Origin of the sequence: Hylemonella gracilis str. Niagara R (genome assembly GCF_000600295.1) — a bacterium.
Taxonomy (GTDB): domain Bacteria; phylum Pseudomonadota; class Gammaproteobacteria; order Burkholderiales; family Burkholderiaceae_C; genus Hylemonella; species Hylemonella gracilis_A.
Genome location: NZ_JEMG01000001.1, coordinates 2,760,666 through 2,776,575, shown reverse-complemented (window position 1 = coordinate 2,776,575; position 15,910 = coordinate 2,760,666). Strand labels below are relative to the sequence as shown.

13 protein-coding genes and 1 other RNA gene are annotated in these 15,910 nt (G+C 64.6%); 7 read left to right on the top strand and 7 right to left on the bottom strand.

The annotated features are described in order from the left end of the window. Positions 1–40: 40 nt before the first annotated feature. From rpsA to gyrA, 6 genes are all read right to left on the bottom strand, one after another. Positions 41–1,720: a 30S ribosomal protein S1 gene (gene rpsA / locus AZ34_RS12740; RefSeq protein WP_035608625.1), complete on the bottom strand. Its 1,680-nt coding sequence runs from the start codon at positions 1,718–1,720 to the stop codon at positions 41–43. A gap of 216 nt (positions 1,721–1,936) precedes the next feature. After that, positions 1,937–4,027 (bottom strand): bifunctional 3-phosphoshikimate 1-carboxyvinyltransferase/cytidylate kinase, encoded by a 2,091-nt coding sequence (locus tag AZ34_RS12735; protein ID WP_035608622.1) that lies wholly within the window; start codon positions 4,025–4,027, stop codon positions 1,937–1,939. A 1-nt stretch (position 4,028) separates the two neighbouring features. Next, complete coding sequence (locus tag AZ34_RS12730) at positions 4,029–4,991, bottom strand: prephenate dehydrogenase (RefSeq protein WP_081767208.1); 963 nt, start codon at positions 4,989–4,991, stop codon at positions 4,029–4,031. An 8-nt stretch (positions 4,992–4,999) separates the two neighbouring features. Continuing rightward, a complete protein-coding gene (gene pheA, locus AZ34_RS12725; protein ID WP_035608620.1) occupies positions 5,000–6,106 on the bottom strand; it encodes a prephenate dehydratase in 1,107 nt (368 codons plus the stop codon). 18 nt (positions 6,107–6,124) lie between these two features. Further along, entirely contained in the window at positions 6,125–7,258 is a 1,134-nt protein-coding gene (gene serC / locus AZ34_RS12720) for a 3-phosphoserine/phosphohydroxythreonine transaminase (RefSeq protein ID WP_035608618.1), read from the bottom strand. After that, positions 7,255–9,927 carry a DNA gyrase subunit A gene (gyrA, locus tag AZ34_RS12715; RefSeq protein WP_035608615.1) on the bottom strand — a complete coding sequence of 891 codons (2,673 nt, stop codon included), beginning with the start codon at positions 9,925–9,927 and terminating at the stop codon, positions 7,255–7,257. The genes serC and gyrA overlap by 4 nt, the downstream gene beginning before the upstream one ends. A gap of 311 nt (positions 9,928–10,238) precedes the next feature. Here gyrA and AZ34_RS12710 point away from each other — a divergent pair, with 311 nt between their 5' ends. The 4 genes from AZ34_RS12710 (at position 10,239) to ssrA (ending at position 12,784) form a co-directional block, all read left to right on the top strand. Further along, positions 10,239–10,832 (top strand): OmpA family protein, encoded by a 594-nt coding sequence (locus AZ34_RS12710; protein WP_051509791.1) that lies wholly within the window; start codon positions 10,239–10,241, stop codon positions 10,830–10,832. A gap of 112 nt (positions 10,833–10,944) precedes the next feature. After that, positions 10,945–11,691, top strand: coding sequence for a bifunctional 2-polyprenyl-6-hydroxyphenol methylase/3-demethylubiquinol 3-O-methyltransferase UbiG (gene ubiG / locus AZ34_RS12705; RefSeq protein ID WP_035608612.1), 747 nt, complete (start codon positions 10,945–10,947; stop codon positions 11,689–11,691). Further along, positions 11,688–12,374: an HAD-IA family hydrolase gene (locus tag AZ34_RS12700; RefSeq protein ID WP_035608608.1), complete on the top strand. Its 687-nt coding sequence runs from the start codon at positions 11,688–11,690 to the stop codon at positions 12,372–12,374. Before ubiG ends, AZ34_RS12700 begins: the two co-directional genes overlap by 4 nt. A gap of 33 nt (positions 12,375–12,407) precedes the next feature. Continuing rightward, positions 12,408–12,784, top strand: a transfer-messenger RNA (tmRNA) gene (gene ssrA / locus AZ34_RS18010). 66 nt (positions 12,785–12,850) lie between these two features. Here the strand turns inward: ssrA and AZ34_RS12695 are convergent. Then, positions 12,851–13,669: a LexA family transcriptional regulator gene (locus AZ34_RS12695; RefSeq protein ID WP_051509790.1), complete on the bottom strand. Its 819-nt coding sequence runs from the start codon at positions 13,667–13,669 to the stop codon at positions 12,851–12,853. A 563-nt stretch (positions 13,670–14,232) separates the two neighbouring features. Between AZ34_RS12695 and AZ34_RS18740 the strand changes: the two genes are divergently transcribed. The 3 genes from AZ34_RS18740 to AZ34_RS12680 are packed head-to-tail and all read left to right on the top strand — an operon-like array spanning position 14,233 to position 15,888. Beyond that, positions 14,233–15,174 carry a methyl-accepting chemotaxis protein gene (locus AZ34_RS18740; protein ID WP_269320446.1) on the top strand — a complete coding sequence of 314 codons (942 nt, stop codon included), beginning with the start codon at positions 14,233–14,235 and terminating at the stop codon, positions 15,172–15,174. Positions 15,175–15,194: 20 nt separating this feature from the next. Continuing rightward, positions 15,195–15,563 carry a response regulator gene (locus AZ34_RS12685; RefSeq protein ID WP_035608606.1) on the top strand — a complete coding sequence of 123 codons (369 nt, stop codon included), beginning with the start codon at positions 15,195–15,197 and terminating at the stop codon, positions 15,561–15,563. A 28-nt stretch (positions 15,564–15,591) separates the two neighbouring features. Continuing rightward, entirely contained in the window at positions 15,592–15,888 is a 297-nt protein-coding gene (locus AZ34_RS12680) for an STAS domain-containing protein (protein WP_035608604.1), read from the top strand. Positions 15,889–15,910: the final 22 nt, after the last annotated feature.

Genomic DNA, 15,910 nt, shown 5'->3' with positions numbered 1-15,910 from the left:
TCAGCGGGGCCGCGTGGGCGGCAAGGTCAATGCGCCATCATCAGCCGTTGTTGCCGTCGAGCTTGGCCTTCAGCAGCGCGCCCAGATTGGTCGTGCCAGCGGTGCCCGAGTTCTGGTTCAGGTTGGCCATGGCGCCTTGTTCGTCGGCCAGGTCCTTGGCGCGGATCGACAGCTGGATGTTGCGGGTCTTGCGGTCCACGTTGGTGACCACGGCCGTGACTTCGTCGCCTTCCTTCAGCACGTTGCGCGCGTCTTCCACGCGGTCGCGGCTGATTTCGGAGGCACGCAGGTAACCGATCACGTCTTCGCCCAGGTCGATCTCGGCGCCGCGAGCATCCACCGTCTTGACCTTGCCGGTCACGGTTGCGCCCTTGTCGTTGATCGAGGTGAAGGTGGCGAACGGGTCACCGTCCAGCTGCTTGATGCCCAGGCTGATGCGCTCGCGGTCCACGTCGATGGCCAGCACGATGGCTTCCACGTCCTGACCCTTCTTGTAGTTGCGCACGGCGGCTTCGCCGGGCTCGTTCCAGGACAGATCGGACAGGTGCACCAGGCCGTCGATGCCAGCGGCCAGGCCAACGAACACGCCGAAGTCGGTGATGGACTTGACGGGGCCCTTGACGCGGTCGCCGCGCTTGGTGTTTTGCGCGAACTCTTGCCAGGGATTCGCCTTGCACTGCTTCATACCCAGGGAGATGCGGCGCTTGTCTTCGTCGATCTCCAGCACCATGACTTCCACTTCGTCACCCAGGGAGACGAGCTTGGACGGGGCCACGTTCTTGTTGGTCCAATCCATTTCGGACACGTGCACCAGGCCTTCGATGCCCGGCTCCAGTTCCACGAACGCGCCGTAGTCGGCGATGTTCGTGACCTTGCCGAACAGGCGCGTGCTTTGCGGGTAACGGCGCGAGACGCCCAGCCAGGGATCGTCGCCCATCTGCTTCAGACCCAGGGAGACGCGGTTTTTCTCGGTGTCGAACTTGAGGATCTTGGCCGTGATTTCCTGGCCAGCCTGCACCACCTCGCTGGGGTGGCGCACGCGGCGCCAGGCCATGTCGGTGATGTGCAGCAGGCCGTCGATGCCACCGAGGTCCACGAAGGCACCGTACTCGGTGATGTTCTTGACCACGCCCTGCACGATGGCGCCTTCCTTGAGGTTCTGCATCAGCTTGGCGCGCTCTTCGCCCATGGAGGCTTCCACCACGGCGCGGCGGCTCAGCACCACGTTGTTGCGCTTGCGATCCAGCTTGATGACCTTGAATTCCAGGGTCTTGTTCTCGTAGGGCGTCAGGTCCTTGGTCGGACGGGTGTCCACCAGGGAGCCGGGCAGGAAGGCGCGGATGCCGTTGACCAGCACGGTCAGGCCACCCTTGACCTTGCCGCTGGTGGTGCCGGTGACGAATTCGCCGGACTCCAGGGCCTTTTCCAGGCTCATCCACGAGGCGAGGCGCTTGGCCTTGTCGCGCGACAGGATGGTGTCGCCGTAGCCGTTTTCGATGGCGTCGACGGCGACGGACACGAAGTCACCCACTTGGACTTCGAGCTCACCCTGGTCGTTCTTGAATTCCTCGACGGGCACGAAGGCCTCGGACTTGAGGCCGGCATTCACCACGACATGGTTGTGGTCGATGCGCACGACCTCGGCCGTGATGACCTCGCCCGCCTTCATTTCGGAGCGCTTGAGGGATTCTTCGAACAGGGCGGCAAAAGATTCAGACATTGAAGTTCCTTGTCCGTCTGGGCGTCCACGGCATGCTTGCGTCATGACCCGTGGCGTTACATCGGCACCAGTGCCGATGGGGGCTAGCTTTCGACGGTGGTTGTGTGCGGATATCCCGCGGCAAGAGTGAATGAACCCATCGATCGGTGCGCTGCTGCGCGAGAAGGACCGACGGGACCGGTCAATCGTTCAAGGTGTTCGACACTTGTATGCGTGTCAGTCAGCCTTGAACGGCTGTTTGCCTTGCCACCAGGCCAACACCTGATCCACCGAGGCTTCGATGGAAAGGCTGGAGTTGTCCAGCAGCAAGGCATCTTCGGCGGGCTTCAAAGGCGCGACGCTGCGGTTCATGTCCCGTGCGTCACGCGCCTCAAGGTCAGCGCGAAGGACGTCGATTCTAGCCGGAATTCCCTTGGAAATCAATTGCTTATACCGGCGCTCGGCGCGCTGCGCTGCGCTGGCCGTGAGGAAGACCTTGAGCGGCGCGGCCGGGAAGATGACGGTGCCCATGTCGCGTCCGTCGGCCACCAGGCCGGGCAGGCGGGCAAAGCTGTGCTGCAAGGCAATCAGGGCGGTGCGCACGGCGGGCAGGGCGGAGACCTTGGAGGCGTTCATGCCACCTTCCTCGCTGCGGATGGCGTCACTCACGTCCTGGCCGTCCAGGAGTACGCGGTCGCCCTCGAAGCGCACGGGCAGGTGCCGCGCCAGTTGGGCGATCGCCGCTTCGTTGGCCGGCTCCAGGCTCAGTCCGGCCTGCAAGGCGGCCAGGGCGGTCACACGGTAAAGCGCCCCGGAGTCGAGCAGGTGGTAGCCCAGGCGCTCCGCCAGTTGCGCGGCCAGCGTGCCCTTGCCCGAGGCCGTGGGGCCGTCCACGCAGAGCACGGGCACGTTCCCGGCCACCGGCGAGGTCACCGAGAACAGGGCCTCGAAATAGTCCGGGAAGGTCTTGGCCACGCATTTCGGGTCGAGGATGCGTACCGGCAGGTGGGAAGGGTTGAAGGCCGCCAGCGAGAAGCACATGGCCACGCGATGGTCGTCGTAGGTGTGGATCGTGGCCGCCTTCCAACCCTGCGCGCGCGGCGGTGTGACGCGGATGTAGTCCGGGCCTTCCTCCACCATGGCCCCCAGCTTGCGCAGTTCGGTCGCCATGGCGGCGATGCGATCGGTTTCCTTGACGCGCCAGCTGGCGATGTTGCGCAGGGTGGTCGGGCCATCGGCCGGGTCGGTGAACAGGGCCATCACCGCCAGCGTCATGGCGGCGTCGGGGATGTGGTTGCAGTCCAGGTCGATGGCCTTCAGGGGACCGTGGCCCCGCGACACTTCGAGCCAGTTGGGGCCGCTCCAGATCTGCGCACCCATGCGGCGCGCGGCCTCGACGAAACGGATGTCACCCTGGATCGAGTTCTCGCCCACGCCCTCGATGCGCATGGGCGTGGCCGTGTCGGCCGCCAGGGCGCCCAGGGCGATGAAATAGCTGGCCGAGGAGGCGTCGGCTTCCACGTGCAGCGTTCCAGGGGACTGGTAGCGGCTGCCGGCCGGGATGGTGAAACGTTGCCAACCATCGCGTTCGACCTCGATGCCGTAGCGGGCCAGCAGCTTGAGCGTGATCTCGATGTAGGGCTTGGATATCAGTTCGCCCGTCACCTCAATCGACACGTCGCGTCCCGTCGCCGGGCCGCCCCAAGACGGGACAGCCCCCTCGGGGGGCAGCGAGGACACGTCAGTGCCGAGCGTGGGGGCCCGATTCATGGTCACGAGAGGCAGGGCCATCAGCAGGGCGGTGAGGAACTGGCTCGATACGTCGCCGCGTACTTGGATCGGGGCAGCGAGCTTCAATGTTGGCCGGCCCACGCGCAGCGGGGGGTAACCCTCCTTGCCCAGGTAGTCGATCGCGCAGCCCAGCGGGCGCAGCGCGTCCACCAGGTCGCCGATGGGGCGCTCGTGCATGCGGGCCACGCCCGAGAGTTCGAACTCACCACCCGCGATGGCCAGCACCGCGGTCAGGGGCCGCATGGCCGTGCCCGCGTTGCCCATGAAGAACTTCAGCGGTTCCTGGGGCAACTGGCCCGCGATGCCATCGACGATCACGGTGCTGCCGTTTTGCGTCACTCCGCAGCCAAGCTGTCGCAGGGCGGTCAGCATCACGCGCGTGTCGTCGGAGTCCAGCACATCGTGCAGCGTGGTCCGTCCCTCGCACAGGGCCGACAGCAGCAGCACCCGGTTGGAGATGCTTTTGGAGCCGGGCAGGCGCACCGTGCCCTGGGCTTGGCTCAGGGGGGGAAGGTCGAGGAAGGGGGTGGTGTACATCTCAGTGGGAATTCTGCGGGCTGTCCATGCGCGCGCGCTCGGCGCTGGCGCGGGCAATGCGCGCTTCCAGGGCGGCGGCCTGTTGTTGCTCGATCAACGTGTCGAAGGCGCGCAGGGCCTGTTGCAACTGCCGTGATTGGGCCAGGACCTGCGTGCGATTGGCCAGCAGGATGTCGCGCCAGACCTTGGGGTCGCTGGCCGCGATGCGCGTGCTGTCGCGAAAGCCGCTGCCCGCCAGTTCCAGCCATTCGGGGCCCAGGGTCTGCCCGGACACACTGTCCATCAGGGCAAAAGCCAGCAGATGTGGCAGGTGGCTGACGGCGGCGAAGGCCGCGTCATGGGCGTCCGCGCTCATGTGCCGCACCTCGCACCCCAGGGCCCGCCACAGTCGGGCTGCCTGGGCCAACTGGCCGGTCTGGGTTTCCTGTATGGGGGTCAGGATGACTTGCCGTCCCTGGAACAGCGTGGCGTCCGAATGCGCAACGCCAGCCTTTTCCTTGCCCGCGATGGGATGGGCCGGCACGAAGTTGCCGATGCGCTCGCCCAAGGCAGGCCGTGCCGCCGCGATCACATCACTCTTGGTGGAGCCCGCGTCCATCAGCAGGGCGCGGGGCTGGATGTAGGGCGCGACGCTGCGCAGCACTTCTTCCGTGGCGGACACGGGCACGGCCAGGAACACCAGGTCGGCCCCGGCCACGTCCTGGCCGGTGGTGTCGTCACGCCAGGTTCCCACCGTGTGGGCGGCCGTGGGTGCGGCGCGGTCGATGACCCCGCGCGCCAGCGCTTCCTGCAGCGATGCCGGGTTGGCGTCGTAACCCACCACATGGCGCACCAGGCCCGCCTGCTTGAGCGCCAGCGCGAAACAACCACCAATCAGGCCGCAGCCGATCAGACCGAGCTGGTCGAAATAGGGCGCGGGTTGCGGCATGGTGCGGCTGTGGTCCGGCCAGGCGTGAGGGTCCATGCCGTCCCTCACTCCGAAACCGGGTAAGCGCCGAGCACCTTGTAGAAGGCGCAGAGACTCTGCAGCTCCCTCAGGGCCGCGGCCACATGGGGCTCGGACGGATGGCCTTGCAGGTCGATGTAGAAGTGATACTCCCAGGCCGACACAGGGCTGCCGGAGCGCGCCGGGCGCGACTCAAAGCGCGTCATCGACACACCATGTTTCTTCAGCGGCGTCAGAAGATCATGCACGGCTCCCGGGCGGTTGGGCACCGACAGCACCAGGCTCACGCAGTCACGTCCTCCTTGGGGGGCGCTGGGCGCGGGCATGGCCAAGGTGGAGGGCAGGCAGAGGACGGCGAAACGGGTGCGGTTGCCCGCTTCGTCCTGGATCGCGGGCGCGACGACGTGCAGGCCGAACTCACTGGCCGCGCGCTCGCTGGCAATGCCGGCCCAGGCCGGATTCGTCGTCGCCAAGCGCGCGCCTTCGGCATTGCTGCTGGCCGCGTGGCGCTCGGCATTCGGCAGATGGGTGTTGAGCCACTGCTGGCATTGGGCCAGGGCCTGGGGATGGGCGTAGACGGCGGTGATGCCCTCCAGCGAGGGCGTGCTGCGCAGCAGGTTGTGGCGCACCAGCAGGCTGGTCTCGCCGACCACATGCAGGGGCGACGTCAGCAGCAGGTCCAGCGAGCGCGACACCACGCCTTCGGTGGAGTTCTCCATGGGCGCGACGCCGTAGTCGGCGCGTCCCGCAGCGGTGGCCTGGAACACCTCGTCGATGCTGGCGCAAGGCACGCGTTCGATGCTCGCGCCGAAGAACTGCAGCGCGGCCTGCTCGCTGAAGGTGCCGGCCGGGCCCAGGTAGGCCACGCGCAGGCGCGCTTCCAGCGCGCGGCAGGCCGACATGATCTCGCGCCAGACATGGGCGATGCCTTCGGGTTTGAGCGGGCCGGGATTGGCTTGTTGCAGGCCAGCGATCACCTGGGCTTCGCGCTCGGGACGGAAGACCGGCGAACCGTCGATCTTCTTGACTTCGCCGACCTCATGCGCGAGCTCGGCGCGGCGGTTCAGCAGGGCCAGCAGTTCCTGGTCCACCGCGTCGATCGCGGTGCGGAGTTCGGCGAGGGAGCGAGCCATGTCCTTGTCCAGCTGCCGTCAGGCTTGGGTTTTCTCGAAATCGCGCATGTAATCGACCAGCGCCTGCACGCCCGCCATCGGCATCGCGTTGTAGATGGATGCGCGCATGCCGCCCACCGACTTGTGGCCCTTGAGCTGCAGCAACCCAGCGGCCTTGGCGCCTTCCAGGAAGGCGGCGTTGCGCGTTTCATCGCGCAGGAAGAAGGGCACGTTCATGCGTGAGCGGTTGTCCTTGGCGACCTTGTTGACGTAGAGCTGCGAGTGGTCGATGTAGTCGTACAGCAGCTGGGCCTTGGCGATGTTGCGCGCCTCGATCGCTGCAATGCCGCCTTGCTTCTTGAGCCACTGGAACACCAGGCCCGCGATGTAGATGGCGTAGGTCGGCGGCGTGTTGAACATGGAGTTGTTGTCTGCCACCGTTTGGTAGTTGAAAGCGCTCGGGCAGACAGGCAGGGCGTGGCCCAACAGATCCTCGCGCACGATGACCAGGGTCAGACCAGCGGGGCCCAGGTTCTTCTGCGCGCCGCCAAAGGCCAGGCCCACGCGCGACCAGTCCACCGGGCGCGAGGCCGCGTGCGAGGAAAAATCGATCACCAGGGGTGCATCCGAGCCCAGGGCCTGGAGGTCCGGCAGCTGGTGGTATTCCACGCCGTGGATGGTCTCGTTCGAGCAGATGTGGACGTAACTCGCGTTCGCGCTGAGCTGCCAGCTGGCCGGGTCGGGAATGCGGGTAAAGCCTTCGGCTTCCCCGCTTCCCGCGACGCGGGCGTCGCCGTAGCGTCGGGCCTCCTTGGCGGATTTTTGACTCCAACTGCCGGTGACCACGTAGTCCATGACACCGCCGCTGTGCCCCGCGCCGGGTTTGCGCCCCGCGAGGTTCAGCGGCACGATGGCATTCTCCGCCAGCCCGCCGCCTTGCATGAAGAGGATGCGGAAATTCGAGGGCACGGCCAGCAGCTCGCGCAGATCGGCCAGCGCCTGGTTGTGGATGCTGTCGAACTCCTTGCCGCGGTGGCTCATCTCCATCACGCTCATGCCGCTGCCGTTCCAGTCCAGCATCTCGGCGGCGGCCTGGGTCAGTACCTCCTCGGGGATGGCCGCCGGTCCGGCGGAAAAGTTGTGGGGGCGGACGGACTGGGCGCGTGCGTTCATGCCTCGCCGCCTTCCTCGTTCCCGCTGCCGTTCGCGTCCCCGCTGATCTCACCATTGGCGTCGTTCTCGACGATGCGCTGCAGGCCGCTGAGCTGGGTGCCGTCGTCCAGCGCGATCAGGGTCACGCCTTGCGTGGCGCGACCCATTTCGCGGATTTCGCTCACGCGGGTGCGCACCAGCACACCCTTGTCGGTGATCAACATGATCTCGTCATCCGCATGCACCAGCGTGGCCGCCACGACCTTGCCATTGCGTTCGCTCTGCTGGATGGCGATCATGCCCTTGGTGCCGCGTCCGTGGCGGGTGTATTCGCTGATGGGCGTGCGCTTGCCATAGCCGTTCTCCGTGGCGGTCAGCACGCTGGTGCGCGCTGCTTCGCCAGTCTCGCCTGCCTGCGTTTCGCTCTGCGCCACCAGCATGGCAATGACGCTCTGGCCGTCGTCCAGCAGCATGCCGCGCACGCCGCGCGCGTTGCGGCCCATCGGGCGCACGTCGTTCTCGTCGAAGCGCACGGCCTTGCCGCCGTCGGAGAACAGCATCACGTCATGCTGGCCGTCGGTGAGCGCTGCCCCGATCAGGTAGTCGCCCGGGTCCAGGTCCACGGCGATGATGCCGGCCTTGCGCGGGTTGTTGAATTCGTCCAGCGTGGTCTTTTTCACCGTGCCCATGCTGGTGGCCATGAAGACGTAGTGGTCGGACGGAAAGCGGCTGAATTCACCGGTCAGCGGCAGCACGACGGTGATCTTTTCGCCTTCAGCCAGCGGGAACATATTGACGATGGGTCGGCCGCGCGAGGTGCGCGAGCCTTCCGGCACTTCCCAGACCTTGAGCCAGTAGAGGCGGCCGCGGTTGGAGAAGCACAGGATGTAGTCGTGCGTGTTGGCGATGAAGAGCTGGTCGATCCAGTCGTCTTCCTTGGTCTGAGTCGCCTGCTTGCCGCGCCCGCCGCGCTTTTGAGCGCGGTATTCGCTCAAGGGCTGGCTCTTGATATAGCCCGCGTGCGAGAGCGTGACCACCCGGTCTTCGGGCGCGATCAGGTCCTCGGTGGCCAGGTCCTGGGCGTTGTGCTCGACCACGCTGCGGCGCGCGCCCAGCTTGGTTTGGCCGAATTCCTGCTTGATGGCGGTGAGTTCTTCGCTCACGATGACCGCGACGCGCTGGGGCCGGGCCAGGATGTCGAGCAGGTTCTCGATCTCGGCCATGACGTCCTTGTACTCGGCGACGATCTTATCCTGCTCCAGGCCCGTCAGTCGCTGCAGGCGCATCTGCAGGATTTCCTGGGCCTGGGTCTCGGACAGCTTGTACAGGCCGTCACCCTGCATGCCGAATTCGCGTTCCAAGCCTTCGGGACGGTAGTCGTCGGCGTTGACCACGCCGCCATCGGAACGGCTGCGGGTCAGCATCTCGCGCACCAGCTTGCTGTCCCAGGCGCGGGTCATCAGCTCGGCCTTGGCCACGGGAGGCGTCGGCGATTCGCGGATGATGCGGATGAATTCGTCGATGTTGGCCAGGGCCACGGCCAGGCCTTCGAGCACGTGGCCGCGCTCGCGTGCCTTGCGCAGCTCGAACACGGTGCGGCGCGTCACCACTTCGCGGCGGTGGTCCAGGAAGACCTCGATCAGGTCCTTCAGGTTGCACAGCTTGGGCTGGCCGCCCACCAGGGCCACCATGTTCATGCCGAAGGTGTCTTGCAGCTGCGTCTGCTTGTAGAGGTTGTTCAGCACCACCTCGGGCAGCTCGCCGCGCTTGAGCTCGATCACCACGCGCATACCGGACTTGTCGCTCTCGTCCTGGATGTGGCTGATGCCCTCGATCTTCTTCTCGTGCACCAGCTCGGCGATGCGCTCCAGCAGGGTCTTCTTGTTGACCTGGTAGGGCAGCTCATCAACGATGATGGCCTGGCGCTGGCCTTTGTCAATGTCCTCGAAATGGCACTTGGCGCGCATCACGACCCGGCCCCGGCCCGTGCGATAGCCGTCCTTCACGCCTTGCATGCCGTAGATGATGCCGGCGGTGGGGAAATCCGGCGCGGGAATGATCTCCATCAATTCGTCGATGGACGCGCCCGGGTTCTTCAGCACGTGCAGGCAGGCGTCCACCACCTCGTTGAGGTTGTGCGGCGGGATGTTGGTCGCCATGCCGACGGCAATGCCACCCGAGCCGTTGACCAGCAGGTTGGGCACGCGCGTGGGCAGCACCAGGGGTTCTTTTTCCGAGCCGTCGTAGTTGGGCCCGAAGTCCACCGTTTCCTTGTCGATGTCGGCCAGGGCTTCATGGGCGATTTTCGCCAGGCGGATTTCGGTGTAGCGCATGGCGGCGGCCGGGTCTCCGTCCACCGAGCCGAAGTTGCCTTGGCCGTCCACCAGCATGTGGCGCATCGAGAAGTCTTGCGCCATGCGCACGATGGTGTCGTACACCGACTGGTCACCGTGCGGGTGGTACTTGCCGATCACGTCGCCGACGATGCGCGCCGATTTCTTGTAGGGGCGGTTCCAGTCGTTGTTCAGCTCGTGCATGGCGAACAGCACGCGGCGGTGCACGGGCTTGAAGCCATCGCGCGCATCCGGCAGGGCCCGGCCGATGATGACACTCATGGCGTAGTCGAGGTAGCTGCGGCGCATCTCCTCTTCCAGGCTGATGGGCAGGGTTTCCTTGGCGAATTCGGTCATGGGCTGGACAAAGGTGCTCTGGAGATGCGTGGGGACTGCGCGGGTACTGAAAAGCACGGGCCTCGCGCAGGCAATCCGCCATTTTAGTTCGGCCCCGGTGGGGCCCCCGCGCCCGAGCAACGTGGCCTTGCCCGTCTTCGTTTTGCCCCGGCGGGTTGGCTCGGTCAGGTGCTGGGTTTACACCGCGCAACAGTTTGGTGCGAGCCGGTGGGGTTGTCGCGTCGGTGCTCTGGCAAAATCGCCCGGTTCCATCCCCCGGCATCAGTTGCTCATCTTGTTCATCCGTCGGGGCAGCCCTAAGCGAGGATTCCATGAACTCAATCAATGAGGCCCGCGTGCCCGGTCGTTTTTCCCGTGTCTCCCATCTGTTCGCGCTGATCGCCGCGGGCGCCGTGCTCGCGGGTTGCGCGGCTTCGGTCCAGATGCCGGCGCCCCAGCCTGAACCAGAGCCGACACCTGCGCCCGCGCCCGCCGCACCGGTTGCGCCCGCGCCGGCTGCTGTCGAGCCGCCCGCACCCGCGCCCCAGCCAGAGGTCCTGCTGACGTCCCCCGTGGGTGCCAAGCAAGTGCAGACGGTGACCGTGTTCTTTGACTTCGACAAGTCGGAACTCAAGCCCGCCAGCATCGCCACGCTGGATGCACTGGCCGCCAAGGCCCAGGGCAAGACCGTGGAGGCGACCATCGTGGTGGGCCACACGGATTCCATCGGCACGCCTGAGTACAACCAGAAGCTCTCCGTGCGCCGTGCCGAAGCGGTCAAGGCGCACCTGACGTCCAAGGGCATCAATCCGGCCAGCATCTTCACCGAGGGCAAGGGTTTGAGCGCGCCCGCGCGCCCGAACGACACGGCCGAGGGACGAGCCATGAACCGCCGCGCGGACATCGAACTGGTCATCATCCAGTGAATTCGGCCTGCTCCTTGCAGGCCTCGATGACGCTGACAGGGCTGTCCAGGACAGCCCTTTTTTATGCCTGGGTGGGGGCAGGGGTGTCCACCTGGCACGATAATCTCGGCCCATGAGCACGACACAAGTCAATGCCGATCCCGCCGAGCTGGCGAAGTTTTCCGATCTGGCCCACCGCTGGTGGGACCCGCTAAGCGAGTTCCGCCCCCTGCATGAAATCAATCCCTTGCGCCTGAATTGGTTGTCCGGTCTGGTAGGCGAGGGTTCGGCCCGAGCCCTCAGCGGCAAGGTCGTGCTGGACGTGGGGTGCGGTGGCGGCATCCTTTCCGATAGCATGGCGCGGGCCGGCGCGCAGGTCACGGGCATCGACCTCTCGACCAAGGCGCTCAAAGTCGCGCAGTTGCATGCGCTGGAGCATCCGGTCCAGGGCAGCGGCAGCCTGAATTACCGCGAGATCAGCGCCGAGGCTCTGGCTGCGGAGGCGCCCGCCAGCTTCGACGTGGTCACCTGCATGGAGATGCTGGAGCATGTGCCCGACCCTGCCTCGGTCGTGCGCGCCTGCGCCACCCTGGTCAAGCCGGGAGGCTGGGTGTTTTTCTCCACCATCAATCGCAATCCCAAGTCTTTTCTGTTTGCCATCGTCGGCGCCGAGTACGTGCTCAATCTGCTGCCGCGCGGCACCCATGAATACGCCAAGTTCATCCGTCCCAGCGAGCTGGCGCGGGACGTGCGCCAAGCCGGCTTGGAACTGCGGGCCTCGCGCGGCATGGGCTACAACCCGCTGACGCGGCGTTACGCGCTCAACGACGACACCAGCGTCAACTATCTGCTCGCCACCCGCAAGGTGATGTCGGCATGAGGGGTTTTGGCGCGGGCGGTGGGGCTGTCCAGGCGGTGCTGTTCGACCTGGACGGCACCTTGATCGACAGTGCACCCGACCTGGGCCATGCCGCGAACCTGATGCGCGCGGCACGGGGCCTGCCCGAGCTGCCGCTGGCGCTATACCGGCCCATGGCCGGCGCAGGCGCGCGCGGCATGATCGGCGTAGCCTTCGCGGACCGTGGTTACACGCCCGAGCACCCTGAATTTCCTGCTTTGCGCGCGGAATTCCTCGACAACTACGAGCGTTGCATGCGCGAGCGCACCGTGATCTTCGACGGCGTACCCGATCTCGTGGCGTCGCTGCAGGGGCTGAGTTTGGCCTGGGGCGTGGTCACCAACAAGATCGAGCGCTTCACGCTGCCCCTGACGGCCGGCATGCCGCTGTTCATCGGCGCGCAAGCCATCGTCAGCGGCGACACCACGCCGCACTCCAAGCCGCACCCCGCGCCCTTGCTGGAAGCGGCGCGCCGCCTGGGCCTGGCGCCGGAGTGCTGTGTCTACGTCGGGGACGACGAACGCGACATCGTCGCCGGCAAGGCCGCCGGCATGCGCACAGTGGCGGCCACTTACGGCTACCTCGGGTCGAAAACGGACGCTGCTGCCTGGGGCGCAGACGCCGCCATCGAACATCCGCAAGAACTTCTGGCCCTGCTCGCTTGAAATCGCCCGAACCGGCCTAAAATGCGAGCCTCAGGGGCTGCACTGGTTTCGACGTGGGTTCGGACGCGTGGCAGGGCATGTCGAGCTGAATGTGCTCGTAAAACAGATTCAAACAAACTAACTGCAAACGACGAACGTTTCGCACTCGCTGCTTAATTGCACGTGAGCCTCACAACAGCAAGCCGATAGGCTGGGCAAGGGTGGCGCAAGCTGTCCAGGCTGTGGGGTAACTTCATTCGGCTGGGCCTGCCTTGGGTAACTTAGGGCAGGTCGAGAAAATAGGTTGCTGGCGTCTTGCATAGCGTGCCACTGCGCGGTGCAGGAAGCGAGACTTAAATCAGATGGCTACACATGTAGAACTGTACGAAGAAGGCTTGCGGACGGGGGTTCAAATCCCCCCAGCTCCACCAATCACCCCAAGGGCTCGGATGTGAAAACATTCGGGCCCTTTTTATTTTCAGCGCCACGCCGCTTGCTCAGACCTGCTCGCTCTTCCAGATCGTCAGGATCTTGCCGAACACTTGGAAGTCCATCTTGGCAGTGATGTCGAAGGGTTCGTAATCCGGGTTGTAGGACTTGGCGCGGTAAATCGTGCCGCGCTCGCTGGGGATGCGCTGCAGTTGCTTGATGTAGCCGCTGTCGCCGATGCGAAAGAAATAGACACCATCGACGTCCATGGAGGTGATGCCTTTGTCCATGAGCAGGGGGTCACCCGGGTTGAAGCGGGGGCGCATGGAGGGCCCGAAACCCGTGACGATGCACAGGTTCTGCACACTCGTGTAATGCCGCACGTTCATGCGCAGCCACGCCAGATCGACGCGCCAACTTTTGATCATGCCGGGTTGCTTGCCTTCGAGTACCAAGTTGCCTTCGCTGATCCGGCTGCCGGTTTCGTACTGAGGGATGGACAGTTCGTCCGAGGTGTCGCGAGCCGCCGCGCCACCGTCTCGCGCGACGGTCAAGTGTCCAAATTCACCGTCCGCCTTGTACTCCGCAAAGGACGGACGTTGCGGTCCTGCGATTTCAATGGGTGAAATCTTTGCCAATTGCGCCGCGAGCCTGGGGCTGAAGTCGGCGATCTGGCATCCCAGTTCCTTCGCGAACGCGGCAGCTGCCGTGAAATTGAGGCGGCTGCGGCCGTTGAGGTAGTGACCGACGTTCGATTGGTTTCCCAGTCCGTATGCGTCCCCGAACTCGGCCTGGGTCCTGTGCGGTCGGCTGTTCCAGATGGCTTTGAGGCGCTCGGCCTCGGCCTTCAGTTCTGGGGGCATGCTGGCACGTTTCGGATCGTTCATCGCCGCTGATTATTAGTGTCGCTGCGGCTTAAACAAACTATCAATGCTATTTGCTATTGACCTTACTAAGTAGTGCAACTACTATCTAGGTGTGCAAATTTTCAAAACCATCCAACCAAAGTCAAGGATGGCTTAGCAAGGCATGCTTAACGACTCAAGCCCGCCCATGGCCGTGGTGAGACTCGCTGCTGCTGGAGGTGTGCGAATTGCCGAGATGAGCTGCCTTGGACGAAGCCCGGTCTTCCCCAGCTCGTTACAACAAATGGTGCGGCGGCGTCATGAACTTGGTGACGCGACAAGCATGTGTACCGAGCTGAGGGAGAGAGAAATTGGGCAGTTGGCTTTCACGCAATCGGCACATGTATGCCTCGCCAGCATTGATCGCCGTTGCGGCCGCCATGGTTCTGTATTTTTCCGCACTGAGCGTGGCGGGATGGGTTTGCTCCCTGCTCTTGCTCGGACTAGCGGCATGGAGTCTCGGTCGGCAGCGTCGGCATGCCAGGGCGCTTGAGCGTTCCATCCATGAACATTTGGAGAGCCTGAGCCAATTGGGGGCGCAGGTCATGCCTGTCTGGAGCGGTCAAATCGAAACCTCGCGTGGCCAGATGGAGACGGCCATCGCAGGTCTTTCGATGCGGTTCGCGGGTATTGTCGATCGTCTGAACCGGGCGACCGAGATGTCGGAGATGTCTGGGGATGCCAACGCCGGCCTGATGGGTGTCTTCGCCAGCAGCCAGCAGGAGTTGGACAGGGTGGTGGTGACGCTCAAGTCTGCCATGGACAGCAAGTCCGCGATGCTGGCGCGCATCAAGCAATTGGAGCAGTTCACTGACGAGCTGGATGCCATGGCGGCGGATGTGGCGCGCATCGCGCAGCAGACCAATCTGCTGGCCTTGAACGCGGCGATCGAAGCCGCCCGCGCAGGAGAGCATGGGCGCAGCTTCTCGGTGGTGGCGCAGGAGGTGCGCACGCTCTCCAAGCTGTCGGGCGATACCGGCAAGAGCATGGCGGTGAAGGTGGGGGTGATCGGCGAAACCATTCGCAGCGTGTGCACTTCGGTCGAGCAGTCACTGGCTGGTGAGACGCAGTCCACCCAGGATTGCGAGGCCACCATCACCGCCGTGCTGGACAAGTTCCGCGAGGCCACGGATGCCTTGCTGGAAGCTTCGAACGTGAACCGAGAGCATCGCAGCTACCTGCAGGGTGAGATCGGAGAGGCCCTGGTACATCTGCAGTTTCAGGACCGCATCAGCCAGATCATGAGCCATGTGCGCGGCAACATCGACCGCATGCCCGTGCTTTTGAGCACGCAGCGCGAAATCTTCGAGCGCGACCAGAACCTGACGCCCATCGATGCCGCAGGCTTGCTGGCCGAGCTCGAAAGCACGTATGCCATGGCGGAGGAACGTGCCATCCACGCGGGGACGAGCCAGGCGCGCCTGCCTAACGAGGCTGGCGGTGGCATTCCCAAGCCGCAGGCGAGCACCGACATTACTTTCTTTTGATCGTTGGAAGGGTATTGAGCATGAGCAAAACCATCATGGTGGTGGATGACTCCGCCTCCTTGCGCCAAGTCGTCGGCATCGCGCTGCGTGGGGCGGGGTACGAGGTGATTGAAGGCTCCGATGGCAAGGACGCGCTGTCCAAGCTCACCGGACAGAAGGTTCACCTGATCATCAGCGACGTGAACATGCCCAACATGGATGGCATCAGTTTCGTCAAGGCGCTGAAGCAGTTGCCTGCCTACAAGTTCACCCCAGTGATCATGCTGACCACGGAGTCGCAGGAGGCCAAGAAGGCCGAGGGACAGGCCGCCGGCGCCAAGGCTTGGGTCGTCAAGCCCTTCAGCCCCGAGGTGATGCTCAACGCAGTTCAGAAACTGATCCTGCCTTGATTCGGGCGGATCCTAGAACCTGGCCACCATGACCATGCTGCACATCACGGGTGAAATGACGATCTACCGGGCTGCGGAACTCCGGGAACTGCTGCTCCAGGCTTTACCGCAGTCGTCCGGCCAACTGGACATCGACCTATCGGGCGTGACGGAGCTGGACGTGGCGGGTCTGCAGGTGCTGATGGCGGTCAAGCGAGAGGCGCAAGCACGGCAAGGTGATTTGCACCTGATGAACCACAGCCCCGCGGTGGTGGATGTGTTTGAAATTCTCAATGTCGCGGCTTTTTTCGGTGATCCCCTGGTCATCGGCGAAAGCCTGGCCTGATCCCCGGACCCGGAAGTAAAAA